Here is a 25,307-nt window from a genome sequence, read left to right as displayed (position 1 = left end):
CAGATAAAACCACCCAACAAGGAGATACATCATGGCAAAGCTCAGCACTGAGGAGCTGCTCGACGCGTTCAAGGAGCTCACGCTCATCGAGCTGTCCGAGTTCGTCAAGGCCTTCGAGGAGACCTTCGACGTCACCGCCGCCGCCCCCGTCGCGGTCGCCGCTTCCGGCGCCCCCGCCGGTGGTGCGCCCGCCGAAGAGGAAGAGGTCAAGGACTCCTTCGACGTCATCCTCGAGTCGGTCGGCGACAAGAAGATCCAGGTCATCAAGGTCGTCCGCGAGCTCACCTCGCTCGGCCTCGGTGAGGCGAAGGCCGTCGTCGACGGTGCCCCCAAGCCCGTCCTCGAGGGCGCCAACAAGGAGACCGCGGACAAGGCCAAGGCCGCTCTGGAAGAGGCCGGCGCCACCGTCACCCTCAAGTGAGCCGTGCCGGGTCGATGCGCGCAGAGCGCGCGTCGACCCGGCGTCGACTCAGGTCGACATGCCGCCCGAGGCGGCGTATCAACCTCTCGGCGCTCACAGCGCCACATCGAAAGACCCGGGACACCCCATCGTGTCCCGGGTCTTTCGTCGTTCCCACTGACCTCGACCCGTCGAAAAAAGCGGCTGAACGTGCGTGCGCACCGCGGTTCTTGACGGGTCGCGAGGAGGGGAGTCCTACCGTCGCCCCAGCGACGCGTCCGCCACCGCTGCCGACTGGCGGGGATTGACCGGTCCCGTCGAGTTGCGAACGACCAGTCGTGCCTGCGTGCGGATGACCGAGGGCGGCCGCTCAGGATCGGCGAGGTGCTCGAGCAGGGTGCGCACCGCCGCGGCGCCCTGCTCGCGCGGTGTCTGCCGCAGGGTGGTGAGCGCGAACATCTCGGCGTACTCGTGGTCGTCGATGCCGATCACGCTGAGGTCGTTCGGCACCTGGATGCCCAGCCTGCGCGCCGCGATGATGGCACCGATGGCGACCTCGTCGCAGACTCCGACGATGGCGGTCGGTCGATCCCGCGAACCCAGCACGTCGACGGCGGCGGCGTAGCCGGAGGGGAGGCTCAGGCGCGACACGACGTGCTGCGCGAGGTCGCCCATGCCGGCATCCTCCATCGCTCCTCGATAGCCCTCGCGGCGTGCCCGTTCCACGTCGGACCCGGCCACCTTCGGTCCGTCGGGGGCGCCCCCGCCGAGGAACAGGATGCGCCGGTGACCGAGGGCGATGAGGTGGTCGGTGGCCCGTCGAGCGGCGTAATCGTCGTCGAGGGCGATGACGCTGAGTCCGTCCGCTCCGCCGACGATGCTGACGACGGGCTTGCCGATCCGCCGCAGCCGGGCGAGCTCAGCGTCCTCGGGTTCGAGTCCGACGGCGATCAGCCCGTCGAACTGCTTGCGAGAGAGGAAGTCCTCGAAGATCTTCTGACGCCCCGGGGTGCCTGGCTGGGCGTCGTAGAGGGTGAGATTCAGGCCCTCATCCAGGAGGCTGTCCTGGATGCCTTCGAGCACCTCGGCGAAGAACCAGCGGTTCACGCACGGCATCACGACCCCGACATTGCGGGTACGACCGGTGACCAGACTGACTGCGCTCGTCGAGGCGACGTAGCCGAGCTCGGCGGCCGCCCGCTGCACGCGCTCGCGCGTCTCGGTCGACACATACCCTGCGCCCGTCAGAGCACGGCTCGCCGTGGACTTCGACACCCCCGCGAGGCGTGCGACGTCGGCGATCCCCATCATCGTGCGAACCCTCCTTCGGGCTCTCGGGGCCGGTGCGGTGCCACCGGAATCTGGAACCGTTTCCACGTCATCATGCAACGTCGACCGTCGGCGCGCCACCAGTGTGCGCATCGGTTATCGAGTCGTGATCAATTCGCGTTGTGAAGCCAAGGCGGTATCCCGTACGGTGATCCTGGAATCGGTTCCCTACCCGACGCCTGCGGGTCGCAGGACGGTGGGAACTGCTCGATGAGGAGGCAAAATGAGATTCGGAAAAGCGGGTCGCGTCGTCACAGCCGTCGCGGCCCTCGGTGTTTCCGCCCTCGCGCTGTCGGCATGTACCGGCGACATCGCGGCGAACGAAGACGTCGACTGCACGGAGTACGAGGAGTACGGCACGTTCGATGGTGCCGAGGTCACCATCGGCGGCACCATCCTCGACCTCGAGGCCGATCGCCTGGTGGAGTCCTGGAGCGACTTCGCCCAGTGCACGGGTATCAACATCGAATACCAGGGCTCGAGCGAGTTCGAGGCGCAGATCGCCGTTCTCGCCGAGGGTGGCAACGCCCCCGACATCGGCATCGTGCCGCAGCCGGGTCTGCTCGCGCGTCTGGCCGAGGGCGGCTGGCTGATCCCGGCATCGGCCGAGGTCGAGGCCAACGTCGACGAGTGGTGGTCCGAGGACTGGAAGCAGTACGGCACCTACGACGGCACGTTCTACGCCGCACCGCTGATGGCCAGCATCAAGGGCTACGTCTGGTACTCGCCGACGCAGTTCGAGGAGAACGGGTGGGAGATCCCCCAGACCCTCGACGAGCTGACGGCGCTGACCGAGGAGATCGCGGCCACGGGCGAGAAGCCCTGGTGCGTCGGCCTCGAGTCCGGTGACGCCACCGGTTGGCCGGCCACCGACTGGATCGAGGACTGGGTGCTGCGCCTGCACGGCCCCGAGGTCTACGACCAGTGGGTGACCCACGAGATCCCGTTCAACGACCCCCGCATCGTCGAGGCCTTCGACGCCGTGGGCGCCTACCTCAAGAACGAGGACTACGTCAACGGCGGCATCGGCGACGTGTCGACCCTCGTGACCGAGGCCTTCCAGACCGCCGGTCTGCCCATCCTCGACGGCGAGTGCTCGCTGCACCACCAGGCCTCGTTCTACGAGACCTTCTGGAACGCAGAGGGCGGCGACGAGGTCGTCGTGGCCTCGGACGGCGATGTGTTCGGCTTCCTCACCCCGCCGGCCACGGCCGGTGACCCGCTGTCGGTGACCGGTGGTGGCGAGTTCCCCGTCGCCTTCCGCGACGCCGAAGAGGTCGAGACGGTGCGCGCGTTCCTCTCCAGCGACACCTGGGCGAACAACCGCGTCAGCCTCGGCGGCGTGATCAGCGCCAACACGGGTGTGGACCCCGAGAACGCGTCGAGCGAGCTGCTGGTGCAGTCGATCGAGATCCTGCAGGATCCCGAGACCACCTTCCGCTTCGACGGGTCGGACCTCATGCCCGGCGCGGTCGGCGCCGACTCGTTCTGGCGCGGCGTGGTGGCGTGGGTCACCGGGCAGAGCACCCAGGAGACGGTCGACGCGATCGAGTCCAGCTGGCCCGCCAGCTGATCGGCTGATCCAGGTCGGGGGTGGGGCACGGTTCGCCCCGCCCCCGACCACTCCGAACGAAGGATGACGCGGCACCGCGTCCTCCGCACTTCAACGACGAAGAAGGGATCGTGATCGATGACCACCGCCGATCTTCTGGGGAAGATCCTCCAGGTCGTGATGGGGCTTGCCGTGTTCGCCGCCATCGTGGGCCTGTTGGTCTTCTTCATCGACCGGGCTCCGAAGAAGGGCCGAGACTACTGGCAGCTCGTCGGCTTCCTCGCCCCCGCCATCATCCTTCTGGCCATCGGCCTGATCTGGCCGGCGATCCGCACCACGGGACTGGCCTTCCTCGACAACAGCGGCAACTTCAGCTGGGACAACTTCATCTGGATGTTCACCCAGCCCGCCGCCATCCGGACTCTCATCAACACCGTCGTCTGGGTGCTGCTTGTCCCCACCCTCGCCACCGCCCTGGGGCTGGCGTACGCGGTCTTCATCGACAAGTCGCGCGGTGAGCGCTACTACAAGGCTCTGGTGTTCATGCCGATGGCGATCTCGTTCGTCGGTGCGGGCATCATCTGGCGCTTCGTCTACGAGTACCGCGCCGGCGAGCGCGAGCAGATCGGTCTGCTCAACGCGATCGTGACCGGTCTCGGCGGCGAGCCCGTGCAGTGGCTCCAGACCGATCCGCTCAACACGTTCCTCCTCATCGTCGTGATGATCTGGATCCAGACCGGTTTCGCGATGGTCGTCCTGAGCGCCGCGATCAAAGGCATCCCCGCCGAGCAGATCGAAGCCGCGCAGCTCGACGGGACCAACCCGTGGCAGCGGTTCACCAACGTCACCATCCCCGGCATCCGCGGCTCACTGGTGGTCGTGCTGACGACGATCTCCATCGCGACGCTGAAGGTGTTCGACATCGTGCGGACGATGACCGCCGGTAACTTCAACACCTCGGTCGTCGCCAACGAGATGTACACCCAGGCGTTCCGCGCGAGCGAGGTCGGACGAGGGTCGGCGCTCGCCGTCATCCTCTTCCTGCTCGTCCTGCCCATCGTCATCTACAACGTCAACGTGCTTCGCAAGCAGAGGGAGATCCGATGAGCAGCGTCGCCCCCGTCGATCTTCCCACCGGTGAGGGAAGAGACGACTCAAGTTTCGAAGAGGCAGCCCGCGACACCAAGTCGGGTCGGATCAAGCGGCGGCTGACCTCGCCGTGGGCCACCGCCGCGGCGATCGCGATCGCGGTCGTCTGGACCATCCCGACCTTCGGTCTGTTCATCTCCTCGTTCCGCCCCGCGGAGCTGATCCAGACCACCGGCTGGTGGACGATCTTCCAGAACCCCGGCTTCACGCTGGACAACTACCGCGACGTCCTGTTCTCGCCGTCGCAGTCGGCGCCGCAGCTGGGCGCGTACTTCGTCAACTCGCTGGCGATCGCCATCCCGGCGACGATCTTCCCGCTGGTGTTCGCGTGCATGGCGGCCTACGCGTTCGCGTGGATCAAGTTCCGCGGCGCGAACGTGCTGTTCATCCTGGTGTTCGCACTCCAGATCGTGCCGCTGCAGATGGCCCTCGTGCCGCTGCTGCAGTTCTTCTCCTCGTGGCTCCGGCCGCTGCAGGCCGGGTTGCACAATCTGATACCGATCATCCCGGAGCAGAACTACCTGCCGGTCTGGATCGCACACACGATCTTCGCCCTTCCGCTCGCGATCTTCCTGCTGCACAACTTCATCCACGAGATCCCCGGCGACGTCATCGAGGCGGCGCGCGTGGACGGCGCCTCGCACAGCCAGATCTTCTTCCGGATCGTGCTGCCGCTGGCCATCCCGGCCATCGCATCCTTCGCGATCTTCCAGTTCCTGTGGGTGTGGAACGACCTGTTGGTCGCCCTCATCTTCTCGGGCGGAACGCAGGACGTGGCGCCGCTGACGCAGCGCCTCGCCGAACTGGTCGGGTCGCGCGGACAGGACTGGCAGCGTCTGACGGCGGGTGCCTTCGTCTCGCTGGTGGTACCACTGATCGTGTTCTTCTCGCTCCAGAGATTCTTCGTCAGGGGACTCTTGGCGGGATCGACGAAGGGGTAGGACCCGGGTTCCGGATGGTGTTGGCGCGGCGTCCGACGATGTGCGTCGCGTCAACCGATCCGGGCTTCACCGCGGCGGTGCGACCGCTACTGTCTGAGCATGGCCACGCCTGAGATGGACGCCCACGCCGATGACGGCGTCATCACGGCGACGCTGATCGAGATCGATCCGGACACGGGGCTGCGCGCGGCCGATGTCGCCGAGCGTGCGGCCGCCGGCCGTACCAACGCGTTCACCGCCGACACCAGTCGCAGCGTGTGGAACATCGTCCGGGCGAACGTCTTCACCCTGTTCAACGGCATCGTCTTCGGATGCTTCTTCGTGCTGTTCGTCCTGGGCAGATGGCAGGACGCGCTCTTCGGCTTCGCCGCGTTCGCGAACTCGATCATCGGATGCGTGCAGGAGTTCCGCGCCAAGGCGGCATTGGACAAGCTCGCGCTGCTGAACGCCCCCCGGGCACGCATCCGCCGCGATGGCGAGGAGGGGGAGATCGCACCGGGCGAGGTCGTCATCGACGACATCCTCGTCCTCCGCGCCGGCGATCAGGTGCCCGCCGACGGTGTCGTCCGCCGCGCTCGGGGGCTGCAGCTGGACGAATCGATGCTCACCGGCGAGGCCGACCCCGTGGACAAGCGCGACGGTGCGGAGGTGCTCTCCGGGTCCGTGGTGGTCGCCGGTGAGGGCGAGGCGCAAGTCACCCGAGTGGGGGCCGACTCTTACGCGAACAGATTCGCCGGCGAGGCCAAGCGGTTCTCGCTCGTCGCCTCGGAGCTGCGCACCTCGATCAACCGCGTGCTGCGGTGGATGAGCTGGCTGATCGGACCGCTGGGGCTGCTGGTGCTGAACGCCCAGATGATGGTCGCCGGCGGGTGGGCCGCTGCCTGGGAGTCGGGCGGGTGGGTGCAGGCGATCGTCAACACGATCGCCGCGCTCACCGCCATGATCCCGCTCGGGCTGGTGTTGATGACTTCCATCGCGTTCGCGGTGGGCGCAGCACGCCTCGCGAGTCGGCAGGTGCTCGTCAACGAGCTCCCCGCCGTGGAGGGTCTCGCGCGTGTCGATGTCATCTGCCTGGACAAGACCGGCACTCTGACCGTCGGCGATATCGCGTTCGATGCCCTGCACCCGCTCGACGGCACGGCGACGAAGCCGGCCGAGGCCGCGACCGTGCTCGCCTGGTACGGTGCCGCGCCGGATGCCAACGCGACGGCGCGCTGTCTGCGGGAACCCTTCCCGGTCGCGGACCCGAGCGTGCCCGCGCACGCCATTCCGTTCTCCTCGGCGCGGAAGTGGAGCGCCGTGTCGTTCGCCCACGGCCCCGCGGGGACCTGGATCCTGGGGGCACCCGAGATGATCTTCGGCGATGTCGCCACCGACACCGCCACGCCGCTGGGCGAGCGTGTCGTCACCCTCGCCGCCACCGGCCGTCGGACCCTCGTCCTGGCTCACACCGCTCTGTCGCTGACCGAGGAGGATGTCGCTGCGGAGCGTCTCCCCGCGCAGCTGCACCCCGCCGCGGTCCTGACGTTCCGTGAGACGGTGCGTCCCGATGCGGCGCAGACGCTGGCCTACTTCGCGCGTCAGGGCGTGGGCGTGCGCATCATCTCCGGCGACAATCCGCGCACGGTCGCGGCGATCGCCCGCGACCTCGGGGTGGAAGCCCCCGAGGGATACGATGCCCGGCGCCTCCCCGAGGACGACGAGGCGCTGGCGGGGGTGCTGGAGGAGCACACCGTCTTCGGGCGTGTCACGCCCGAGCAGAAGAAGCGGATGGTCGTCGCGTTGCAGAGCCGGGGACACACCGTGGCGATGACCGGCGACGGCGTGAACGACGCCCTCGCGATCAAGACCGCCGACATCGGCATCGCGATGAACTCGGGGTCGGCGGCGACGAAGGCGGTCGCGCGTCTGGTGCTCCTGGACGGCAAGTTCTCGCACCTCCCCGACGTCGTCGCGGAGGGTCGGCAGGTCATCGCGAACATCGAGCGGGTCTCGATGCTCTTCCTCACCAAGACCGCCTACGCGACCGGGCTCGCACTGCTGTTCGGTCTGCTCGTGCTGGAGTTCCCGTTCCTGCCGCGACAGCTCTCCATCACCGACGGTCTCACCATCGGCATCCCGGCGTTCTTCCTCGCGCTGCTGCCGAACACCCAGCGCTACATCCCCGGATTCCTCCGGCGCTCTCTGAGCTTCGCGATCCCGGCGGGTCTGATCATCGCGATCTCGTTGACGCTCTACACCCTCGCCGCCTCGTCACTCGGTGTCGGCGAGCCCGAGCTTCGAACGGGGTCGACGATCATCCTCGCCGTCGTGGGGATCTGGGTGCTGACCGTCCTGTCGCGGCCCGTCACACGGGTCAAGGTGCTTGTGATCGGGGCCATGTTCATCGCGCTCCTGGCCATCTTCACGCTGCCGGCGGCGACCGCCTTCTTCCAGCTGGTCGATCCCGGACGAGACGCCGCCTGGCTCATCACCGGCGTGATCATCGTCACGATCGGAGCGATCGAGATCGTGCGGTTCTTCCACCGGCGCGTCGTCGCGCGCGACCTCGCACGCGATCGCGCGCGGCCGACCGGTCAGCCGACGGGTTCGGTGGCGTCCGACCGCCCGGCGGGTGCGGCGAAATAGCGCGACGCGGGCGGTACCCACACGAAGACGACGGCGATCACCTGGAGCAGCAGCTGAACGGTCGCGGGGATGTCCCAGCTGTCGCTGGAGACGATGGTGACCACCTGCAGCACGACCAGGAGGGCCACATACCCGGTCAGGAACAGGCGTGCCAGCCGACTGCCCCGGGCGAGTGCGGAGGCGAGGGCGACCACCAGCAGACCGAAGAGGATGATGCCCGCGCCGAGCAGCGACACCGGGAGCACCTCGTCGTCGGCGACGTCGTATCGGCTGAGGAGGACGAGGATGCCGAGGGCGACATTGGCGAAGGCGATGGCATAGACGAGCACCACTACGACAGTCAGGACGACACCTCGTCGAGGCCGCGCTTCGCCGGTCGCAGCACCACGGCGGACGCTGTCACTCCCGGGCGCGCTCACGGGTTCACCCTAGTGGTGCACCCTCCGGCGCGGCATCAGCCCGTGCAGCCGAGGCGCTGCTGCATGCTCGTCATCCGGTCGATCTCGGCCTCCTGAGTCTCGATGATCGACTGCGCGACGGCGAGCACCCGGGGTTCGGAACCGAGATCGATCACCGCCTCCGACATCGGGATGGCGCCCTGATGATGGCGGATCATGAGGGCGAGGAAGTCGCAGTCGGCCGGGGTGCCCGTCGCCGTGCGGAGGGCGTCGAGCTCGGCCGGGGTGGCCATGCCCATCTCGGCTTCCAGCTCGGCCGTCGTCAGGGTCTCACCGTCTCCACCGCCGTGCCCGCCGTGGGCGTGGTCGGTCCCCGCCATCCAGCCCATCAGCGGACCCCCCGACTGCGGCAGGCCCCAGCTGACGAGCCACCCGTACATCTCACCGCGTTGGCCCGACTGGCCGGTGGCGATGTCGTAGGAGAGCGCACGCACCTCGTCGTCCTCGGTCTTGCGGTAGATCTCCATGGCCATCTCGATGGCCTGGGCGTGATGCACCTGCATGTCGCGGGCGAAGCCCGCCTCGGCCGATGTCGTGCCGGGTGCGGCGACCGCGCTGGCCGCACCGAACATCGAGAACCGGCCGATGGCGAAGGCGAGGGTCGCGATGCCGAGCGCGATCAGCGCGATTAGCGCCCACCGCGGGAAGCCGCGGCGCGAGGCGGTGGCGTCGGTCATCGGCTCCCGATCACTGACGCCCGGGGCCGTCGATGGCGCCGCTGCAGGTGGCGTTGGGCTCGGGGACGTTCTGGCTGCGCCAGTACTCCTCGAAGAACTCGGTGATGCGCTCGTCGGAGGCCGAGTCGACCTTCAGCTGTGCGTTCCACGCGCTGACGGCGATCGGGGTGTCCATGCCCTCGTAGGGGGAGAGGATCGCGTAGCTGGAGGGCAGGTAGCTCTCAAGGGTGTCGATGTCCTCGGCGCTGACCTGCGCGGGGTCGTAGGTGACCCAGACCGCGCCGTGCTCCATCGAGTGCACGGCGTTCTCGTTCGCCTGCGGCTCGGTGTAGACGCCGCAGTTCAGCCAGACGGCGTTGTGCGGGCCGCCGGCCGGGGGCGTCTGCTCGTAATCGACGGCACCGTCGACGTGGTCGGTGGCCAGCTCGAACGTCTCGACGCCCTCGATCTCGGCGCCCGTGCTGTCGAGGGCTCCGTAGGTGGGGGGAGGGGCGGGGGCGAAGACGATGGATGCCACGATGGCGGCGATCACCGCGACCGCCGCCGTCGAGCCCACGGCCCACCAGACCACCTTGCTGCGACGGCGCTTGGCGAGCTGGCGCTGATACTCCGCGAGCTTCTCCTGCTTCTTCTGCTCGCGCTGCTGCTTGACGGTCTGATTGATCTCGGCCTGGGTGGCCGGATTGCCGCTGGTGCGCTTTCCGGACGGACGGGAGGACGAAGGCGGGGTCATGGCATGGGCTCTCGGGTCTGGCGCGTCGAGCGCGTCGAGGCAGGAGGGACGTGCCCATCTTATGCGGGCGCATGGGGGCGAGCCCTGGGAACGGGCTCGTAAACGGCCCCGCATCCGCTAGACTCGGGTGGTCTTCGAATCGATTCGACGCGCGTCTCTCTTCGACGCAGCGACGACCCCCGTCGGCTGCCTCCTCCTCCGGCCGCGCGACACCCTGCCACGAAACCGAGAGTGACTGTGCTCGATACCGCCTCCCAGCCGACCGTCCCGCCCGCCGCTGCCGCCCCGGCTCGCGCGTCCACCGGAGCCATCCGCACCCTCGGATCCAATCCCGCGACGGCGCCTGTCATGCTGCACCCGGGCGACGCCATCCCCGCTCGAAAGCGCCTGCTCTACATCATCCTGCTCGGGGCGCTCACCGCTCTCGGTCCGTTCACGATCGACCTCTACCTGCCGGCCTTCCCGGTCCTGGAGGACGACTTCCAGACCACTGCTGCGGCGATCCAGCTGACCCTGACCGGCACGATGATCGGGTTCGGCGTGGGGCAGCTGATCGTGGGACCGCTCAGCGACAAGGTCGGGCGCCGCGTGCCGCTCATCTCCGTCACAGCCCTCCACGTCATCGCGAGCATCGCCGCCGCTCTCGCGCCGACGCTGATGCTCCTGAGCGTCTCTCGCGTGTTCATGGGGATCGGCGCCGCAGCCGGTGGCGTGGTCGCGATGGCGATCGTCCGCGACCTCTTCGGCGGCAAGCGACTCGTGGTCATGCTCAGCCGACTCGCCCTCGTCACCGGTGTCGCGCCGGTCGTCGCGCCGCTCGTGGGCGCGGGGCTGCTCGCCGTGATGCCGTGGCGGGGACTGTTCATCGTGCTCGCCGTCTACGGGGCTCTCCTGCTGGTGTGCGCCGTGTTTCTCGTACCCGAGACGCTTCCCCCGGCCCGCCGAGGCGGCAGGGGCGGCACGACGGTTCTGCAGCGGTACCGGAGCGTCCTCAGCGACCGGGTGTTCCTGGGCGTCCTCGTCATCGGCGGCATGACCTTCAGCGGGCTGTTCTCGTACCTCTCCGCCTCCTCGTTCCTGTTCCAGGAGGGCTACGGCTTCGACGCGCAGCAGTACGGCCTGCTGTTCGCCGTGAACTCCCTCGGTCTCGTGGTCGGAGTGCAGACCGCGTCCCGGCTTGCGGCGCGGTTCGGCCCGCAGTGGGTCCTGGCCGGATCCACGGCGACGCTGGTGCTCGCTTCCAGCATGATCATCGTCCTCGATCAGCTCGGCCTGGGCCTGTGGGGCACCGTCGTGCCGCTGTTCGTCTTCATGACGGCCTGCGGGTTCACCTTCCCCTGCATCCAGGTGCTGGCGCTGGATCGGCACGGCAAGGCCGCCGGTACGGCGGCATCCATCCTCGGCGCGGTCAACTTCGGCGTCGCCGGCCTCATCTCTCCGGTGGTGGGGTGGATCTCGCAGGACACAGGAATCACCGGCACCTCGATGGCCGTCGTGATGGTCGGATGCGGCGTGATCGCCGTGCTCGCTCTCTGGCTGATCGTCCGCCCGCGGTCGGTTGCACAGCTGACGCCCTGAGCGCAAGCCCCCTCGGCCCTCCACCCCGTGCGAGATCCGAGGGGCAGAATGAGCCGATGGACACCGCCACGCCGCCGACGCTGGATCGACGGGCGTGGACCGTGCCGCTGGTCGCCGGACTGATCCTCGTCGCCCTCGCCGTCGGTCTCGGCGCCTGGATCTTCGTGCGGGGCAACGAGCCGTTCGACCTCGACGCCGAGTGGAACATCCTCCTGGCGGGATGGTCGTCGCCGGTGGTGACCGCGTTCTCGCAATTCATGAACGTCGTCGGCGCGGGGTGGTTCTCGATCGCCGTCGTCCCCCTCGTCGGTGCGCTCCTGCTGATCCTCCTCCGCCGCCCCTGGGGGGCGCTGTTCCTCGTCGTCGCCCTCGCAGCCTCGGCCGCGAGCGTGCAGGTGCTCAAGCAGACGTTCGGGCGAGCGCGGCCGGAAGACATCGTCGTGGTCAGCGACTACGGCTCCTTCCCGTCCGGTCATGCCGGGAACGCCGCGACCGTCGCCGCGATCGCGCTCGTTCTCTTCCCGCGCGTGTGGGTGGGGGTCGTCGGTGCGGTGTGGACGCTCCTCATGGCTTTCAGCCGCACCTACCTCCACGCGCATTGGCTCAGCGACACCCTGGGCGGCGCGCTCATCGGGGCAGGCGTGACGCTGCTGCTCGCGGCAGCCTTCGCCGTGCCGCTGGCGAGAGAGAGACGACGGCGGGCGGATGCCGCGGTGGAGCCCATCTCGCTACTGTGAACCCATGACCCAGGCGGAGTCGTCCGATCCCGACGCGGTGGTGGCCGCCGAGCTCGCGCGGCTCCGCGCCGACGCAGAGGCCGCCGAGGCGGAGCTGAGGGCCGCACGGGCACGTGCCGCGCTCGCCGCCGCCGAAGAAGCGGCCGCTCGCGCTTCTCAGGCGCCGCCCGATGCCCCCAGCCCCGTATCGGAGCGGGTGGGGGACGGTCCGCTCACCGAGGACGGCGTCGCCGCCATCGCCCGCGGCTACACCTTCGACGAAGCCGGCCTGCACCTCGGCGCACTCGTGAACGGCGAGGCCGTGACGACCGCACAGGTGCGCATCCCGTTCGGGATGCTGAACCGTCACGGGCTCGTCGCGGGCGCGACCGGCACCGGCAAGACCCGCACCCTGCAGCTGCTGGCCGAGCAGATCGCCGCCGGCGGGGTCCCCGTCTTCGCCGCCGACATCAAGGGAGACCTTTCGGGGGTCGCCACGCCCGGTGAGCCGAGCGAGAAGCTGCTCGCGCGCACGCGTGCCATCGGGCAGGACTGGCAGCCCGCGGCATCCGCGACCGAGTACTTCTGTCTCGGGGGCATCGGAACCGGCGTGCCGATCCGCGCGACCGTGTCGGCATTCGGTCCGCTGCTGCTGAGCAAGGTGCTGGGACTGAATCAGACCCAGGAGTCCAGCCTCGGACTGGTGTTCCACTACGCCGATGCCAACGGACTGGCGCTCGTGGACCTCTCCGACCTCCGGGCGGTGCTGACCTATCTCACCAGCGCGGAGGGCAAGGCGGAGCTGAAGCAGCTGGGCGGACTCTCCGCGGCGACGGCCGGGGTGATCCTCAGAGAACTCGTCACCTTCGCCGATGGCGGCGCCGACGTCTTCTTCGGCGAGCCCGAATTCGACGTCCGCGACATCCTCCGCACGGCTCCCGACGGCCGCGGCATCATCAATCTGCTCGAGATCCCGGGCGTCGCCGACAAGCCCGAGCTCTTCTCGACCTTCCTCATGTACCTCCTGGCGGAGCTGTTCGAGATCCTCCCCGAGGTGGGCGACCTCGACAGGCCGAAGCTGGTGTTCTTCTTCGACGAGGCGCACCTCCTCTTCCGCGACGCCTCGAAGGATTTCGTGGCGGCCATCGTGCAGACCGTGCGCCTCATCCGCTCCAAGGGCGTCGGGGTGTTCTTCGTCACGCAGACACCGAAGGACGTCCCGTCCGACGTGCTCGCCCAGCTCGGCTCGCGGGTGCAGCATGCGCTGCGTGCCTTCACCCCCGAGGACGCCGCGGCCCTGCGGGCGACCGTCCGCACGTACCCGACCTCGGGGTACGACCTCGAGCGCGTCCTGCAGGAACTGGGCACCGGGGAGGCGATCGTGACCGTGATGAGCGAGAAGGGCGCTCCCACACCGGTGGCCTGGACGAGGCTCCGGGCGCCCCTGGGTCTCATGAGCCCCTCGCCCCCGGAGAAGATCGAGGCTGCCGTCGCCGGATCTCCCCTCCTCGCCGCCTATGCCGAGTCCGTCGACCGCGAGTCGGCGCGGGAGATCCTCACCGCCCGGATGAACGCCGCCGCGGAGGCCGCGGCCGCCGCCGATGCGGCCGCGGAGCAGGCCAGGATCGAGGCCGAGCTGGCGAAGCAGCGCGCAGCCCACGACAAGGCCCAGAGGGATGCCGAGAAGAAGGCGCAGAAGGAGTACGAGCGTCTGCTGAAGCAGAGCGCCGGCCGTCGCTCCACCCGCACGACCCGGCGCGCCGACCCGTCACCGATCGATCGGGTGCTGGGCTCGAAGGCGACCCAGAGCATCCTCCGCGAGGTGATCCGGGGCGTCTTCGGCACCGCGCGCCGCTGAGTGGGAACCCCCGCTCGCCGTCGCCGAGGCGAGGGTAGCCTGTGGACATGGCGACGAAGCCCCCCACCTCCGACATCGATGAGAACGATCTGACGGTCGGTGACCGCAAGAAGGTCGCCGTCGGCGTCCCCGCCGTTCTCCACGCCCTGCAGATGTCCTACGAGCAGATGGGGGTGGTGCGCAGCGCCCAGACCCTGCTCCGGGTGAACCAGAAGGACGGCTTCGACTGTCCGGGCTGCGCGTGGCCGGAGGAGGACAAGCGCCACATCGCGGAGTTCTGCGAGAACGGGGCCAAGGCCGTCGCGGAAGAGGCGACGCTGCGGAAGGTGGGTCCGGATTTCTTCGCGCGGCACAGCGTCGCCGAGTTGCGGGATCGCGACGACTACTGGCTGGGGCAGCAGGGCCGTCTCACCCGCCCGATGATCCTCGACGAGGGGGCCACCCACTATCGGGAGGTCTCGTGGGACGACGCCCTCCGTGTCATCGCGGATGAACTCCGCGGACTCGACGACCCTGACCAGGCGGTGTTCTACACCTCCGGGCGCACGTCGAACGAAGCCGCCTTCCTCTACCAGCTGCTCGTCCGCGGACTCGGGACGAACAACCTCCCCGATTGCTCGAACATGTGCCACGAGTCATCCGGGTCGGCGCTGACCCAGACGCTCGGGATCGGCAAGGGCACGGTCTCCATCACCGACATCCACGAGGCGGATCTCCTGATCGTCGCCGGGCAGAACCCGGGGACGAACCACCCCCGCATGCTCAGCGCGCTCGAGAAGGCCAAGGCGCGCGGAGCGACGATCATCGCGGTCAACCCGCTCCCCGAGGCCGGGCTCATCCGATTCGAGAACCCGCAGACCCCGAAGGGCATGATCCTCGGCGGCACACGGATCGCCGACCAGTTCGTGCAGATCCGTCTCGGTGGCGACCAGGCGCTGTTCCAGGCCATCGGGAAGCATCTGCTCGAAGCGGAGGACCGGGAGGGAGGCGTGATCGATCGCCCGTTCATCGACTCCTACACCTCGGGCTTCGAAGAGTATCGAGCCGCGATCGCCGCGGTGCCGTGGGAGGAGCTGGTCGTCGCGACGGGGATCGCCGAGGACCGCCTCCGCCACGTCGCCGAGACCGTCCGGGGATCGAGGGCCACGATCGTCTGCTGGGCGATGGGGCTGACCCAGCACAAGCACTCCGTGCCGACGCTGCGCGACATCGTCAACGTCCTGCTCCTCCAGGGCAACATCGGGCGCCCCGGTGCGGGGGTCTGCCCCGTCCGCGGCCACTCCAACGTCCAGGGCGATCGCACCATGGGCATCTACGAGAAGCCCTCCACGGCGTTCCTCGACGCGCTCGACCGCGAGTTCGACTTCGCCGCCCCGCGCGAGTGGGGCTATGACACCGTCGACGCGATCCGCGCCATGCGCGACGGCCGGGTCCGGGTGTTCTTCGCGATGGGTGGCAACTTCGCCAGCGCCACGCCCGATACCGCCGTGACCGAGGCAGCCCTGGCGACCACGGATCTGACCGTGCAGGTCTCGACCAAGCTCAACCGCTCGCACCTGGTGACCGGCCGTCGGGCGATCATCCTGCCCACGCTCGGCCGCACCGACCGCGACCGCCGGGGCGGCGGACAGCAGCGGGTCACGGTGGAGGACTCGATGAGCGCGGTCCACGCCTCCCGCGGCCGGCTCGCGCCACCGTCCGACGACCTCCTCAGCGAGGTGGCGATCGTCGCGCGGCTCTGCAGGCTGCTGTTCGACGACGTCGACGGCGACCAGGTCGATGCGCCGCCCACGGCGCCACCGCTCGAGACCCAGCCGGCACCCGCAGAGGTCGATCGCCGGCAGGTCGAGCGCGACACCGTGGAGCCCGGCGGCGCCGACCCCGCAGGGGTGGATCGTCCGCGGAACGTCCCGCACGCGGACTGGTCGGCCCTGGAGAACGACTACGCGCTCATCCGCGCGCACATCGCCCGGGTGGTCCCCGGCTTCGAGGACTTCGAAGAGCGGATCGCCAAGGGGCGCACCTTCATCCTCCCGAACGGTCCCCGCGACGCGCGCACCTTCGCCACCGAAACCGGGCGTGCGATGTTCACCGCCAATCGCCTCGAATACCCCGAGATCCCGGCCGGCAGGCTGCTGCTGCAGACCCTGCGGTCGCACGATCAGTACAACACCACGATCTACGGCAAGGATGATCGCTACCGCGGCATCCACGGCGGTCGCCGGGTGGTCCTCGTCAACGAGCACGATCTCGGCGCCCAGGGGCTGCGCGACGGCGACCTGGTCGACCTCGTGTCGGAGTGGACGATGTCGAACGGCGCTGTCGAGGAGCGCCGCGCGGAACGGTTCCGGGTCGTCGCCTACCCCACCCCGCGCGGCAATGCCGCGGCCTACTACCCCGAGACGAACGTCCTGGTTCCCCTGGACTCCGTCGCCGACGTCAGCGGCACACCCACGTCGAAGTCGATCGTGGTCCGCCTCGAACAGGTCGCCGCCGCCGCGCGCGCCTAGGCTGAGGGCGTGCACACCGCCGCCGTCATCACCGTCTCCGACCGCTCCGCCGCCGGCACGCGTGCCGATGAGAGCGGACCGCTGGCTGTCGCCGCGCTCCGCGAGGCCGGGTTCGACTGCGACGAGGCGGTCGTGGTCGCCGACGGTGCCGACAGCGTCGAGCGTGCGGTGACGGCTCAGGTGCTCGCGGGCGTGAAACTCGTCATCACCACCGGCGGCACGGGCGTCGGACCGCGCGACGCGACGCCCGAGGGAACCGCGAGGGTGCTCACCCGCGAGATCCCGGGGATCGCGGAGGAACTGCGCCGGCGGGGCGCGGCGGAGAAGCCCGCGGGCATGCTCACGCGGGGACTTGCCGGAGTGGTGGACCCGCACGGTGTGATGGTGGTCAACCTTCCCGGCTCCCCGCGGGCCGTGACGTCGGGCATGCCGGTCATCCTCTCGGTCGCCCGGCACGTGCTCGACCAGCTCGCGGGGGAGGACCACCGATGACGACGGTGCGGATGGCGCGGATCAGCGCCGAGCCCCTCGATCTCGCCGCGCATCTCGACGCCGTCGAAGACGCCGCAGCCGGCGCGGTGACGACCTTCATCGGGCGGGTGCGAGACCACGATCCGGATGCTGCGGCAGCAGTGCGGGCGCTGGAGTACACCGCTCATCCCGATGCCGAGACGGTCCTCACCTCGCTCGCACAGGAGGCGGCCGGTGACACCGGTGCGCTCGTCGCGGTCAGCCATCGCGTGGGAAGCCTCGAGGTCGGAGACGCTGCGGTGATGATCGCGGTGGCCGCCGCGCATCGAGGTGCCGCCTTCGACGCCTGCCGTCAGCTCATCGAGCGGATCAAGACGGATCTGCCGGTGTGGAAGCGCCAGATCGAGGTCGACGGGACCGCGACCTGGCTCGGCCTCGGCGGCTGAGCCTCACCCGCCTGCGAAGGGCGGGAGGACATCGACCACGGTCTCGGCGCTGAGCGGCTCGTCGTCATCGACCCGGCTGCCGCCGACGAGAACCGCACAGCGGGGGAGCAGTCCCGCCATTCCCGGACGCTCGGCCGCCAGCGCCGCGCGCAGCGCGCCGAGGGTCGGCTCGGCCCTCGTCTCCTCGCTCGTGCCGGCCATCTCCTCGGCCGCAGCGAAGTACCTCACGCGCGCCACTCAGGTTCCCGCCGTCTGCTCGGAAGGTGCGGCGTCGTCGTACCGGGCGACGAGGTCGACGACGGCGTCGAGCGCGGCCCTGATGTCGTCGGGGCCGGCTCCGGCCCGACCGGCGACGAGACCGGCGACGAAGGCTCCCAGGGGGGCGCCGGGTCGGGCGACACCGTTCGCGACCTCCCGCGCGAGGTCGAGGACGCCAGAGACGGGCACCTGGTCGGCGGCGAGGTCGAAGTGCTCGCGCATCAGCTCGGCCCAGCGGTCCAGGGCCTCCGGAGCCAGCGTGCGCGGTGTCGGTGTGGGTGTCTCACTCACGGTTCCCGTCCTCCCCGGCGCGGCGCGCCGCTTCAAGATCCTCCCACGTGTCGACGTCAAAGGAGAGAGCCGCGGCGGCGTCGGAGGAGAGAGCCGCGGCTCCTGGATCCCTGACGACCGTCACGGCGAGGTCGGTCACGAGGTCGCGGACGGCCGCGTCACGGCCGCGCTGCGGCATCCGCTCGATCCGGCGCCCGAGGGCAGCGGTGCGGAACACGCCCACGAGGAACTGCGGTCGGCTGGTGGCGTCACCGAGGCAGACGGCCTCCACGTCGCTCGGCACCAGCGCGGCCGCGGCGGTGAGAAGGGGGACGGCGGATTCGGCGTGGGGGAGGTCGCACGCGAGCACGAGCGTCCACGAGGCCGGAGTGTCCGCCGCCGTCGTCGCGGCGTCGAAACCCGCGACGATCCCCGCCACCGGTCCGCCGAACGGGGGATCCTCGCGGGTCCACCGCACGGTGCCCGCGGCGGGCATCTCGGGACCGACGGCGACGATCGGGTCGGCGCCGGCGCGGGTCGCCGCGGTGACGGCGATGTCGAGCAGGGATCTGCCTCCCACGGTCTGGAGCGGCTTGGCCACCCCACCCAGTCGCCGCGCCCGCCCGCCGGCGAGCAGGATCGCGGAGAGATCGATCATCCTTCCGGGCGCACCCACGTTCCTGAGCGCCCACCCTCCTTCGCCACGATCCGCACGGCCTCGATGGAGGTGGACTTGTCCATGCCCTTGACCATGTCGACGACCGCGAGGGCGGCGACGCTCACCGCGGTGAGAGCCTCCATCTCCACGCCGGTGCGATCGGCGGTGCGGACGGTCGCCTCGACCGACACGCCCTCGTCCTCGACGACGAGGTCGACCGTCGCGCCGTGGACGCCGATGACGTGGGCGAGGGGCAGCAGGGTGGGGGTGAGCTTGGCCGCCTGGATGCCGGCGATCCGCGCCACCGCCAGGACATCGCCCTTGGGAACCGCCCCATCGCGCAGGGCGGCGACCACCGCGGGCTTACAGCGGACGAAGCCGCGCGCGGTGGCGGCGCGGACGGTCGGGGTCTTCTCGGTGACGTCCACCATGCGGGCCCGGCCGGCGGCGTCGAGGTGTGTGAAGCTCATCCCCTCAGCATGACATCGACCCTCGGAGCATGACGTCAACCCGGTCGCCCGGCTCGATCTGCTCCACCTCCGCCGGGACGACGGCGAAGACCTCGGCCTGAGCGAGGCCGCCGGCCAGGTGCGAGCCCGAGCCACCCGCGGTCGCGGGGACGACCCGCCACGCGGCGGCGTCGCTGCGGTCGATGGCGGCGGGGAGGTACTGGCGGCGACCGGGAGGCGTGCGCCACCCCGTGCCGGCGGCGAGCCGCAGAACGGGGCGCTCGAGCTGCGCGCGCCCGGCCATGAGGAGCAGGGCGGGGCGCACGAACACCTCGAACGACACCGCGGCACTCACCGGGTTACCCGGGAGCCCGAACAGCAGGGTGCCGTCGTCGAGCGCGCCGAAACCCTGCGGCTTGCCGGGTTGCATGGCCACGGCGGTGAAGGTCATCTCCCCGGTGGGACCGAGGGTGGACTTGACCACCTCGTAGGCGCCGGCACTCACGCCCCCCGAGAACACCACGGCGTCCGCGCCCGCCTCCCGGGCCGCGGCGAGTGCGGGTCGCAGGCCGTCGTCGTCGTCGGCGACGGTCGTGCGCAGGACGACCTCGCATTCCGCGTCGCGCGCGAGCCCCGCCAGGAGGATGCTGTTGGACTCCGGGATCTGGCCCCGCGCGAGGTCGGCGCCGGGGGCGACGAGTTCGGATCCCGTCGAGATCACCGCCACACGTGGTCGGCGGCGAACCCGGACGACGGCGACGCCCGCCGCAGCGGCCGCGCCGAGCTGGAAGGCCCCGAGCGCGATCCCCGCGGCGACCACCTCGTCACCGGGCGAGAGATCACCGCCACGGGCCCGTCGGTGGGCGCCGCGGGCCCGTGGGGCGTGGCGTACCTGGATCTCGCCGAGGGAGTCGGCCAGACCGTCGACGGTGTCCTCGAACGGCACGACGGTGTCGGCCGCGGTGGGCATCGCCGACCCGGTCATGATCCGAGCGGCCTCGCCGGGGCGGAGGAAGGGATCGAGAGGGCTCCCGGCAGGCAGGTCGGCGACGACGCGGAGCGCGATCGGTGTCGCCGGCGTCGCACCGGCGACATCGTCGTAGCGCACGGCGAAGCCGTCCATCGCCGAATTGTCGAAGACCGGAATCGGCACCCGTGCGCGCACCGGTTCGGCGAGGGTCAGACCGAGCGCAGTCTCGACGGGCGATGCGACGACCTCGCCGGGGCGGACGGCGGCGAGGATGACCTCGCGGTGCTCCTCGACCGACCGCAGGACGTGGGCGGCGCTCACGTGTGCGCCCCCGCGGGTGCGCCTGCCGCGGCGATCCACGCCGCGTAGCCGCCTCGGAGCACCGAGGCCTCGACGCCGGTGGCGCGAAGCGCCTCGGCGGCCCGCCGGGCGCGGCCTCCCGCCTGACAGACGACCACGACGGGGCCGTCGCCGACGGGGCCTGCGAATGCGGTGGGTGCGGCGAGCACGTCGGCGAGGGGGCGGAGAACCGAACCCGGGATGACGCCGCGGGCGGTCTCCCACGATTCGCGGACGTCGAGCAGCACCGCCCCCGTGTCGAGCTTCTCGGCCAGTCGTTCCGGTTCGATCTCGGGGATGTCGCCCGCGGCGATGATCGGCGCGGGGGCGGATCGCCGCGCGGGCGCCAGCGGCACTTCGCGCACCGTCCCCGCCCAGGCGTCGACCACGAGGATGCGACCGAGAAGCGGCTCCCCGACGCCGGCGATGAGCTTCACCGCCTCGGTCGCGAGGAGTCCGCCGACCTGGAGGCACAGGGGGCCGAGGACCCCCGCCTCGGCGCACGAGGGGGCGTCGTGAGCCGACCCGGCGGGGTAGAGGTCGTCGAGGACGACCCGTGCGGCGCCGACCGGCGGGGTCGACCAGAACACGGTCACCTGAGCGGCGGCCCCCTGCAGGGCTCCCCACACCAGCGGCACTCCGAGCGTCTCGGTCGCTTCCGCCACCGCCTCCCGGGTGAGGAAGCTGTCGCTGCCGTCGACGACGAGATCGGCGCCGCGGAGCAGATCGACCGCGTTGCGAGCGGTCAGGCGCTCGCGGTGAGCGTGGACGCGCGTGGTGGGGGACAGGTCGCGGGCGACACGTTCGGCGCTCTCGGTCTTGGGCCTGCCGAGATCGGCCACGCGGTGCAGGACCTGACGCTGGAGGTTCGACAGATCCACCACGTCGTCGTCGATGACGGTCAGGGTTCCCACGCCTGCGGCGGCGAGCGCGAAGATGACCGGCGAGCCGAGCCCTCCGGCCCCGATGACGGCGACATGCGCGGCAGCGAGACGCCGCTGGCCGATCTCGCTGAGCCCGGCCAAGGCGGCGTGTCGGAGCGTCCGCTCCTGCTCGGCGCTGTCGAGCAGCGGTGCCGGGTCGACAAGGGGTGGCAACGGCATGGCATCAGGCTAGCCCCGGCTTCGACCAAGTGCTCCGTCTCCGCGTTTGCGGAGATATGATGCGGATCATGCCGGATTTTCGGATCTCAGACGCCGCGGCCCTTCTCGGGGTGAGCGATGACACGGTCCGACGCTGGATCGATCAGGGAACGCTCGAGACCACGGGGGCTGCGCCCGCGGAGATCTCGGGAACCGTCCTGGCCACACACGCGCTCGCCCTGGCGAAGCAGGCGGGCGACCCCACCGGGGTTGTCTCCAGCGCCCGCAACCGTTTCGTCGGGCTCGTGACCCGCGTGCAGCGAGAGGGTGTCATGGCCCAGGTCGACATCCAGTGCGGGCCGCACCGGGTGGTGTCGCTCATGTCGTCCGAAGCGGTCGACGACCTGGGGCTGGAGGTCGGGTCGCTCGCGGTGGCGTCGGTCAAGGCCACGACCGTGACCGTCGAGGTCCCCCGGTGACAGGTGCTCCCTCGACCGATCGTGCGACGCCTCGACGTCACATCCGTCGCGTCGCGATCGGTGCTCTCGCGGCAGCCGCCGTCATCCTCAGCGGCTGCGCCGGAGCGGCCTCGACCGCGCCGTCGCCGGGTGCCGCCGAGGGAGGACTCACGGGCAGCCTCACGGTCTACGCCGCGGCGTCCCTCCACGGCGCGTTCGATGATCTCCTGACGGTCTTCGCCGAGGAGCATCCGGATGTCGCGGTGCAACCGCTCGTCACCGACGGATCATCGGCGCTCGCCACCCAGATCATCGAGGGGGCGCCCGCTGACGTGTTCGCCAGCGCCGACGAGCGCATCATGCAGCAGGTGGTCGACGCCGGAGTCGTCGCGGATCCGGTGGTCTTCGCCGCGAACACCCTCGTGCTCGTGACCCCGACGGGCAACCCCGCGGGCATCGCCGACCTCGCCGACCTCGCCGATGCGACGGTGGTGCTGTGCGAGCCGGATGTCCCCTGCGGCGCCGCCTCGAGGACGCTGCTCCAGAACGCGGAGGTGAGCGTCACCCCCGCGAGCCTGGAGCAGAACGTCACGGCGGTCATGACCAAGGTCGCCGCCGGCGAGGCCGATGCGGGCCTGGTGTACGCCACCGACGTCGTCGGCCGCGATGACGTCGAGGTGATCGTGCCGGACACAGCCGCAGACGTGGTCAACCTGTATCCGATCGCGGTGACCACGGGGGCCGTCTCCGACGACGTCGCCCGCGCCTTCGTCGCCCTCGTCACCGGTCCCGAGGGTCAGCGTGTGCTCGCAGACGCCGGGTTCGCGTCGGCCGGACCATGACCTCCGACTCGCGTTCGCTCCGATCGGCGCCGGCCCCCGCGGTTCCTCCGATCCTCGCCGTCCCTGCTGTTCTCGGCCTCGCCCTCCTGATCGTGCCGTTGGCCGCGCTGGTGTCGCGGGCGGAGTGGTCGACGCTCTGGGCGGACGTGACGTCGCCTCCGGCGGTGTCGGCGCTGCTGCTGTCGCTGCAGACCGGACTCGCGGCCACGGCGCTGTGCATCATCCTCGGCATCCCCCTTGCGCTGGTGATCGCGCGTTCCTCGACACGGACCGCTGCTGTTCTGCGCGCGGTCGTCACCGTGCCGCTGGTCCTCCCGCCGATGGTGGGCGGAGTCGCGCTGCTGTTCCTGTTCGGCCGCAATGGCTGGCTCGGTCCTGCTCTGGATGCCGTCGGCATCCGACTGCCCTTCACCACCACCGCCGTCGTCCTGGCCCAGGCCTTCGTCGCGCTGCCGTTCCTCGTCCTCGCCCTCGAGGGGTCGCTGCGGGCGATCGGGAGCCGATTCGAGGAGGCGGCGGGCGCGCTCGGCGCCGGTCGCTGGACGATCCTCGCCCGCATCACCCTTCCGCTGGCCGCACCGGGTCTCATCGCCGGTGTCATCCTCTGCTTCGCTCGGGCGGTGGGGGAATTCGGTGCGACGGCGTTGTTCGCGGGGAACGCCCCGGGGGTCACCCAGACCATGCCGCTCGCCATCTACAGCGCCTTCAACGGTGCGGGCGTGGCGCAGGGGACCGGAGTGGCTCTTTCGCTCCTCCTCCTCGTCACCGCCCTGGTGGTGCTGCTCCTCGTCCGAGCCTGGCGACCGGGGAGCCTCCGGTGACGGCGGGGCGACTCGAGGTCGAGGTCGACGATCAGCAGCGCGGCGACATCCGGCTGTCGGTGTCGTTCGTCGCCGAGCCGGGGGAGGTCGTGGGCATCATGGGCCCGAGCGGCGCGGGCAAATCCACGCTCCTCGGACTGATCGCGGGCACGGTGCGCCTGGACTCGGGACGCGTCGTGCGTGACGGCCGTGTGCTGTCGGCGCCCGGACGCCTCGTGCCGGCCGCCGCGCGCGAGGTGGTGCTGCTCGGTCAGGACGCGCGCCTGTTCCCGCATCTCTCCGCTGCCGAGAACATCGCGTTCGGGCCACGGGCGCGTGGCGTCTCACGGTCCACGGCGCGCTCCGACGCGGCATCCTGGCTCGAACGGGTGGGGCTGGCGGGTCTCGGTGATCGGCGGCCCGGAGAACTCTCGGGCGGTCAGCAGCAACGGGTGGCCCTCGCACGCGCGCTCGTGACCGATCCGGCCGTGCTGCTGCTGGATGAACCCTTCACCTCGCTCGACCCCGTCACAGCCGACGACCTGCGCGCGGTGCTGCGCGATCAGCTCGTCGCGACGGGCGTCACCGCCGTCGTCGTCACCCACGACGCCCTGGATGCGGCGGTGCTCACCGACACCCTGATCGTCGTCGAAGCCGGTCGCGTCAGCCAGCGCGGGCCGACCCGCGAGGTCCTCACCACCCCGGCCACGGCGTTCGTCGCGCGCATCGCGGGTCTGAACCGGGTCGAGGGGGTCGCGCGGGACGGAGCCTGGGAGCGCGCGGGTCGGCGGATCGTTCCCGCGGATTCCGCCTCGCGGGCCCTGCTCACGACGGGACGGCGCGTATGGGCGGTGTTCCGCCCCTCGGCGGCGGCGATCGCGTCACCGGACCACGGTGCCGGCGCCGCTGAAAAGGGCGTGGGCGGATGGCCGGCGCGGATCGTCCGGCACGAGGCCACCCCCTCGGGGGTGCGTCTGCACACCGACGAGCCTCCCCTCTTCGTCGACGCCGACCTGGCCGACGCCGCGCGCTTCCCCGTCGGCGCCGACGTCATCGTCACCCTCGACGACGCGGCGGTCCGGCTGACGCCTGACACGGCCACCGTCCCGGACACCGGCGGCGTAGACTCCCCGCGTGCCGCGCCTTCGCCCCTTCCGCCCCGGTGACGAACCGGCGCTCGCCGAGATCTGCCTGCGCACCGCCGACGACGGCGCCGACGCGACCGGCGTGCTGCCCGATGACGATCTCTGGGCCGCGCTCTTCGTCCTCCCCTACGTCGCGCGGCATCCCGACCTGGCCTCGGTCGTCGAGACCGATGACGGTCGGGTCGCCGGCTACGTCGTCGGAACGCCCGACACCGTCGCGTTCGAGGAATGGTTCGCGCGCGACTGGTGGCCGCAGGTCGCCCCGCACCGTCCCGGGGGGCAAGAGACCCAGGGGCGCCACGCCGACCTGCTGAACTACGCCGCCGCCCGGGGGACGAGCGCACCTCCCTATGCCGGCGAGTACCCCGCCCACCTGCACATCGACCTCCTCCCCGAGGTGCAGGGACAGGGGTGGGGGCGCCTGCTCATCGCCGGCTTCGTCGAGGCGCTCCGGGACCGGGGCGTGCCGGGTGTGCACCTCGTCGCCTCCGCCGGCAACGCCGGGGCGCTGGCGTTCTATCCCCGCCTGGGCTTCGTGGCGCTGCCGTCGGCGCCCGGTGATCGGGCGTTCGGGATGCGTCTGGACTGAT

General features: G+C 70.5%; 26 protein-coding genes. 16 read left to right on the top strand and 10 right to left on the bottom strand.

Annotation, left to right across the window (positions count from 1 at the left end; genetic code table 11):
* Positions 1–31 precede the first annotated feature (31 nt).
* Positions 32–421: a 50S ribosomal protein L7/L12 gene (gene rplL / locus FBY40_RS14335; RefSeq protein WP_124293939.1), complete on the top strand. Its 390-nt coding sequence runs from the start codon at positions 32–34 to the stop codon at positions 419–421.
* 234 nt (positions 422–655) lie between these two features.
* Here the strand turns inward: rplL and FBY40_RS14330 are convergent, their stop codons facing one another.
* Positions 656–1,711 (bottom strand): LacI family DNA-binding transcriptional regulator, encoded by a 1,056-nt coding sequence (locus FBY40_RS14330; RefSeq protein WP_141939454.1) that lies wholly within the window; start codon positions 1,709–1,711, stop codon positions 656–658.
* 241 nt (positions 1,712–1,952) lie between these two features.
* Here FBY40_RS14330 and FBY40_RS14325 point away from each other — a divergent pair, with 241 nt between their 5' ends.
* The 4 genes from FBY40_RS14325 to FBY40_RS14310 all read left to right on the top strand — a co-directional run bounded on the left by FBY40_RS14325 (position 1,953) and on the right by FBY40_RS14310 (position 7,999).
* On the top strand, positions 1,953–3,302 hold the full coding sequence (locus FBY40_RS14325) for an ABC transporter substrate-binding protein (RefSeq protein WP_141939453.1): 1,350 nt from the start codon (positions 1,953–1,955) through the stop codon (positions 3,300–3,302).
* A gap of 117 nt (positions 3,303–3,419) precedes the next feature.
* Positions 3,420–4,388 (top strand): carbohydrate ABC transporter permease, encoded by a 969-nt coding sequence (locus FBY40_RS14320; protein ID WP_141939452.1) that lies wholly within the window; start codon positions 3,420–3,422, stop codon positions 4,386–4,388.
* Positions 4,385–5,371, top strand: a complete 987-nt coding sequence (locus tag FBY40_RS14315; RefSeq protein WP_141939451.1) for a carbohydrate ABC transporter permease — start codon at positions 4,385–4,387, stop codon at positions 5,369–5,371. The genes FBY40_RS14320 and FBY40_RS14315 overlap by 4 nt, the downstream gene beginning before the upstream one ends.
* Before the next feature lie 114 nt (positions 5,372–5,485).
* Positions 5,486–7,999, top strand: coding sequence for an HAD-IC family P-type ATPase (locus FBY40_RS14310; protein ID WP_141940213.1), 2,514 nt, complete (start codon positions 5,486–5,488; stop codon positions 7,997–7,999).
* Here FBY40_RS14310 and FBY40_RS14305 read toward each other — a convergent pair.
* From FBY40_RS14305 to FBY40_RS14295, 3 genes are read right to left on the bottom strand one after another with little or no spacing between them, the layout of a single operon-like run.
* Positions 7,948–8,418 (bottom strand): hypothetical protein, encoded by a 471-nt coding sequence (locus FBY40_RS14305; RefSeq protein ID WP_141939450.1) that lies wholly within the window; start codon positions 8,416–8,418, stop codon positions 7,948–7,950. The genes FBY40_RS14310 and FBY40_RS14305 overlap by 52 nt on opposite strands.
* A gap of 35 nt (positions 8,419–8,453) precedes the next feature.
* Positions 8,454–9,134, bottom strand: coding sequence for a DUF305 domain-containing protein (locus FBY40_RS14300; RefSeq protein WP_141939449.1), 681 nt, complete (start codon positions 9,132–9,134; stop codon positions 8,454–8,456).
* A gap of 10 nt (positions 9,135–9,144) precedes the next feature.
* Entirely contained in the window at positions 9,145–9,867 is a 723-nt protein-coding gene (locus tag FBY40_RS14295; RefSeq protein WP_141939448.1) for a DUF3105 domain-containing protein, read from the bottom strand.
* A gap of 237 nt (positions 9,868–10,104) precedes the next feature.
* Here FBY40_RS14295 and FBY40_RS14290 point away from each other — a divergent pair, with 237 nt between their 5' ends.
* The 6 genes from FBY40_RS14290 to FBY40_RS14265 are packed head-to-tail and all read left to right on the top strand — an operon-like array spanning position 10,105 to position 17,446.
* Positions 10,105–11,445, top strand: coding sequence for a multidrug effflux MFS transporter (locus tag FBY40_RS14290; RefSeq protein ID WP_442922878.1), 1,341 nt, complete (start codon positions 10,105–10,107; stop codon positions 11,443–11,445).
* Positions 11,446–11,501: 56 nt separating this feature from the next.
* Positions 11,502–12,182 (top strand): phosphatase PAP2 family protein, encoded by a 681-nt coding sequence (locus FBY40_RS14285; RefSeq protein ID WP_141939447.1) that lies wholly within the window; start codon positions 11,502–11,504, stop codon positions 12,180–12,182.
* 4 nt (positions 12,183–12,186) lie between these two features.
* Positions 12,187–14,019, top strand: a complete 1,833-nt coding sequence (locus FBY40_RS14280) for a helicase HerA-like domain-containing protein (RefSeq protein WP_141939446.1) — start codon at positions 12,187–12,189, stop codon at positions 14,017–14,019.
* A gap of 47 nt (positions 14,020–14,066) precedes the next feature.
* Positions 14,067–16,529, top strand: a complete 2,463-nt coding sequence (locus FBY40_RS14275) for an FdhF/YdeP family oxidoreductase (protein ID WP_141939445.1) — start codon at positions 14,067–14,069, stop codon at positions 16,527–16,529.
* A 9-nt stretch (positions 16,530–16,538) separates the two neighbouring features.
* Entirely contained in the window at positions 16,539–17,021 is a 483-nt protein-coding gene (locus tag FBY40_RS14270) for a MogA/MoaB family molybdenum cofactor biosynthesis protein (RefSeq protein WP_141939444.1), read from the top strand.
* Positions 17,018–17,446, top strand: coding sequence for a molybdenum cofactor biosynthesis protein MoaE (locus FBY40_RS14265; RefSeq protein ID WP_141939443.1), 429 nt, complete (start codon positions 17,018–17,020; stop codon positions 17,444–17,446). The genes FBY40_RS14270 and FBY40_RS14265 overlap by 4 nt, the downstream gene beginning before the upstream one ends.
* A gap of 3 nt (positions 17,447–17,449) precedes the next feature.
* On the opposite strand, the gene FBY40_RS14260 is transcribed toward FBY40_RS14265, so the two are convergent.
* Genes FBY40_RS14260 through FBY40_RS14235 form a run of 6 tightly spaced genes read right to left on the bottom strand, consistent with a single transcriptional unit; the run spans position 17,450 to position 21,493 of the window.
* On the bottom strand, positions 17,450–17,683 hold the full coding sequence (locus FBY40_RS14260) for a MoaD/ThiS family protein (RefSeq protein ID WP_141939442.1): 234 nt from the start codon (positions 17,681–17,683) through the stop codon (positions 17,450–17,452).
* The gene (locus FBY40_RS14255) at positions 17,684–17,995 is read right to left on the bottom strand and encodes a DUF6457 domain-containing protein (RefSeq protein ID WP_235014929.1); all 312 of its coding nucleotides are present in this window, start codon (positions 17,993–17,995) and stop codon (positions 17,684–17,686) included.
* The gene (gene mobA / locus FBY40_RS14250; protein ID WP_141939441.1) at positions 17,988–18,632 is read right to left on the bottom strand and encodes a molybdenum cofactor guanylyltransferase; all 645 of its coding nucleotides are present in this window, start codon (positions 18,630–18,632) and stop codon (positions 17,988–17,990) included. The genes FBY40_RS14255 and mobA overlap by 8 nt, the downstream gene beginning before the upstream one ends.
* The gene (moaC, locus tag FBY40_RS14245; RefSeq protein WP_141939440.1) at positions 18,629–19,102 is read right to left on the bottom strand and encodes a cyclic pyranopterin monophosphate synthase MoaC; all 474 of its coding nucleotides are present in this window, start codon (positions 19,100–19,102) and stop codon (positions 18,629–18,631) included. Before moaC ends, mobA begins: the two co-directional genes overlap by 4 nt.
* A gap of 4 nt (positions 19,103–19,106) precedes the next feature.
* Complete coding sequence (locus FBY40_RS14240; protein ID WP_141939439.1) at positions 19,107–20,372, bottom strand: molybdopterin molybdotransferase MoeA; 1,266 nt, start codon at positions 20,370–20,372, stop codon at positions 19,107–19,109.
* The gene (locus FBY40_RS14235; protein WP_141939438.1) at positions 20,369–21,493 is read right to left on the bottom strand and encodes a HesA/MoeB/ThiF family protein; all 1,125 of its coding nucleotides are present in this window, start codon (positions 21,491–21,493) and stop codon (positions 20,369–20,371) included. The genes FBY40_RS14240 and FBY40_RS14235 overlap by 4 nt, the downstream gene beginning before the upstream one ends.
* A 68-nt stretch (positions 21,494–21,561) precedes the next feature.
* On the opposite strand from FBY40_RS14235, the gene FBY40_RS14230 reads away from it, so the two are divergent.
* Genes FBY40_RS14230 through FBY40_RS14210 form a run of 5 tightly spaced genes read left to right on the top strand, consistent with a single transcriptional unit; the run spans position 21,562 to position 25,306 of the window.
* A complete protein-coding gene (locus FBY40_RS14230) occupies positions 21,562–21,951 on the top strand; it encodes a TOBE domain-containing protein (RefSeq protein WP_141939437.1) in 390 nt (129 codons plus the stop codon).
* Positions 21,948–22,772 carry a molybdate ABC transporter substrate-binding protein gene (modA, locus tag FBY40_RS14225; RefSeq protein WP_235014927.1) on the top strand — a complete coding sequence of 275 codons (825 nt, stop codon included), beginning with the start codon at positions 21,948–21,950 and terminating at the stop codon, positions 22,770–22,772. The genes FBY40_RS14230 and modA overlap by 4 nt, the downstream gene beginning before the upstream one ends.
* Complete coding sequence (locus FBY40_RS14220) at positions 22,769–23,593, top strand: ABC transporter permease (RefSeq protein ID WP_141939436.1); 825 nt, start codon at positions 22,769–22,771, stop codon at positions 23,591–23,593. The genes modA and FBY40_RS14220 overlap by 4 nt, the downstream gene beginning before the upstream one ends.
* Positions 23,590–24,738, top strand: coding sequence for an ABC transporter ATP-binding protein (locus FBY40_RS14215; RefSeq protein ID WP_141939435.1), 1,149 nt, complete (start codon positions 23,590–23,592; stop codon positions 24,736–24,738). The genes FBY40_RS14220 and FBY40_RS14215 overlap by 4 nt, the downstream gene beginning before the upstream one ends.
* A complete protein-coding gene (locus FBY40_RS14210; RefSeq protein WP_141939434.1) occupies positions 24,707–25,306 on the top strand; it encodes a GNAT family N-acetyltransferase in 600 nt (199 codons plus the stop codon). Before FBY40_RS14215 ends, FBY40_RS14210 begins: the two co-directional genes overlap by 32 nt.
* The last annotated feature ends 1 nt before the right edge of the window (position 25,307 follow it).

It is taken from the genome of Microbacterium sp. SLBN-154, assembly GCF_006715565.1.
Lineage (GTDB): Bacteria > Actinomycetota > Actinomycetes > Actinomycetales > Microbacteriaceae > Microbacterium.
Note: the sequence above shows the minus strand (reverse complement) of the source record. Positions and strands in the feature narration are given on the sequence as shown.

Excerpts from the sequence above, each read along its gene's own strand:
- rplL (WP_124293939.1), top strand. The coding sequence starts at position 32 with ATGGCAAAGCTCAGCACTGAGGAGCTGCTCGACGCGTTCAAGGAGCTC.
- FBY40_RS14330 (WP_141939454.1), bottom strand. The coding sequence starts at position 1,711 with ATGATGGGGATCGCCGACGTCGCACGCCTCGCGGGGGTGTCGAAGTCC.
- FBY40_RS14325 (WP_141939453.1), top strand. The coding sequence starts at position 1,953 with ATGAGATTCGGAAAAGCGGGTCGCGTCGTCACAGCCGTCGCGGCCCTC.
- FBY40_RS14320 (WP_141939452.1), top strand. The coding sequence starts at position 3,420 with ATGACCACCGCCGATCTTCTGGGGAAGATCCTCCAGGTCGTGATGGGG.
- FBY40_RS14315 (WP_141939451.1), top strand. The coding sequence starts at position 4,385 with ATGAGCAGCGTCGCCCCCGTCGATCTTCCCACCGGTGAGGGAAGAGAC.
- FBY40_RS14310 (WP_141940213.1), top strand. The coding sequence starts at position 5,486 with ATGGACGCCCACGCCGATGACGGCGTCATCACGGCGACGCTGATCGAG.
- FBY40_RS14300 (WP_141939449.1), bottom strand. The coding sequence starts at position 9,134 with ATGACCGACGCCACCGCCTCGCGCCGCGGCTTCCCGCGGTGGGCGCTA.
- FBY40_RS14295 (WP_141939448.1), bottom strand. The coding sequence starts at position 9,867 with ATGACCCCGCCTTCGTCCTCCCGTCCGTCCGGAAAGCGCACCAGCGGC.
- FBY40_RS14285 (WP_141939447.1), top strand. The coding sequence starts at position 11,502 with ATGGACACCGCCACGCCGCCGACGCTGGATCGACGGGCGTGGACCGTG.
- FBY40_RS14280 (WP_141939446.1), top strand. The coding sequence starts at position 12,187 with ATGACCCAGGCGGAGTCGTCCGATCCCGACGCGGTGGTGGCCGCCGAG.
- FBY40_RS14275 (WP_141939445.1), top strand. The coding sequence starts at position 14,067 with ATGGCGACGAAGCCCCCCACCTCCGACATCGATGAGAACGATCTGACG.
- FBY40_RS14265 (WP_141939443.1), top strand. The coding sequence starts at position 17,018 with ATGACGACGGTGCGGATGGCGCGGATCAGCGCCGAGCCCCTCGATCTC.
- mobA (WP_141939441.1), bottom strand. The coding sequence starts at position 18,632 with ATGATCGATCTCTCCGCGATCCTGCTCGCCGGCGGGCGGGCGCGGCGA.
- moaC (WP_141939440.1), bottom strand. The coding sequence starts at position 19,102 with ATGAGCTTCACACACCTCGACGCCGCCGGCCGGGCCCGCATGGTGGAC.
- FBY40_RS14235 (WP_141939438.1), bottom strand. The coding sequence starts at position 21,493 with ATGCCGTTGCCACCCCTTGTCGACCCGGCACCGCTGCTCGACAGCGCC.
- FBY40_RS14230 (WP_141939437.1), top strand. The coding sequence starts at position 21,562 with ATGCCGGATTTTCGGATCTCAGACGCCGCGGCCCTTCTCGGGGTGAGC.
- FBY40_RS14220 (WP_141939436.1), top strand. The coding sequence starts at position 22,769 with ATGACCTCCGACTCGCGTTCGCTCCGATCGGCGCCGGCCCCCGCGGTT.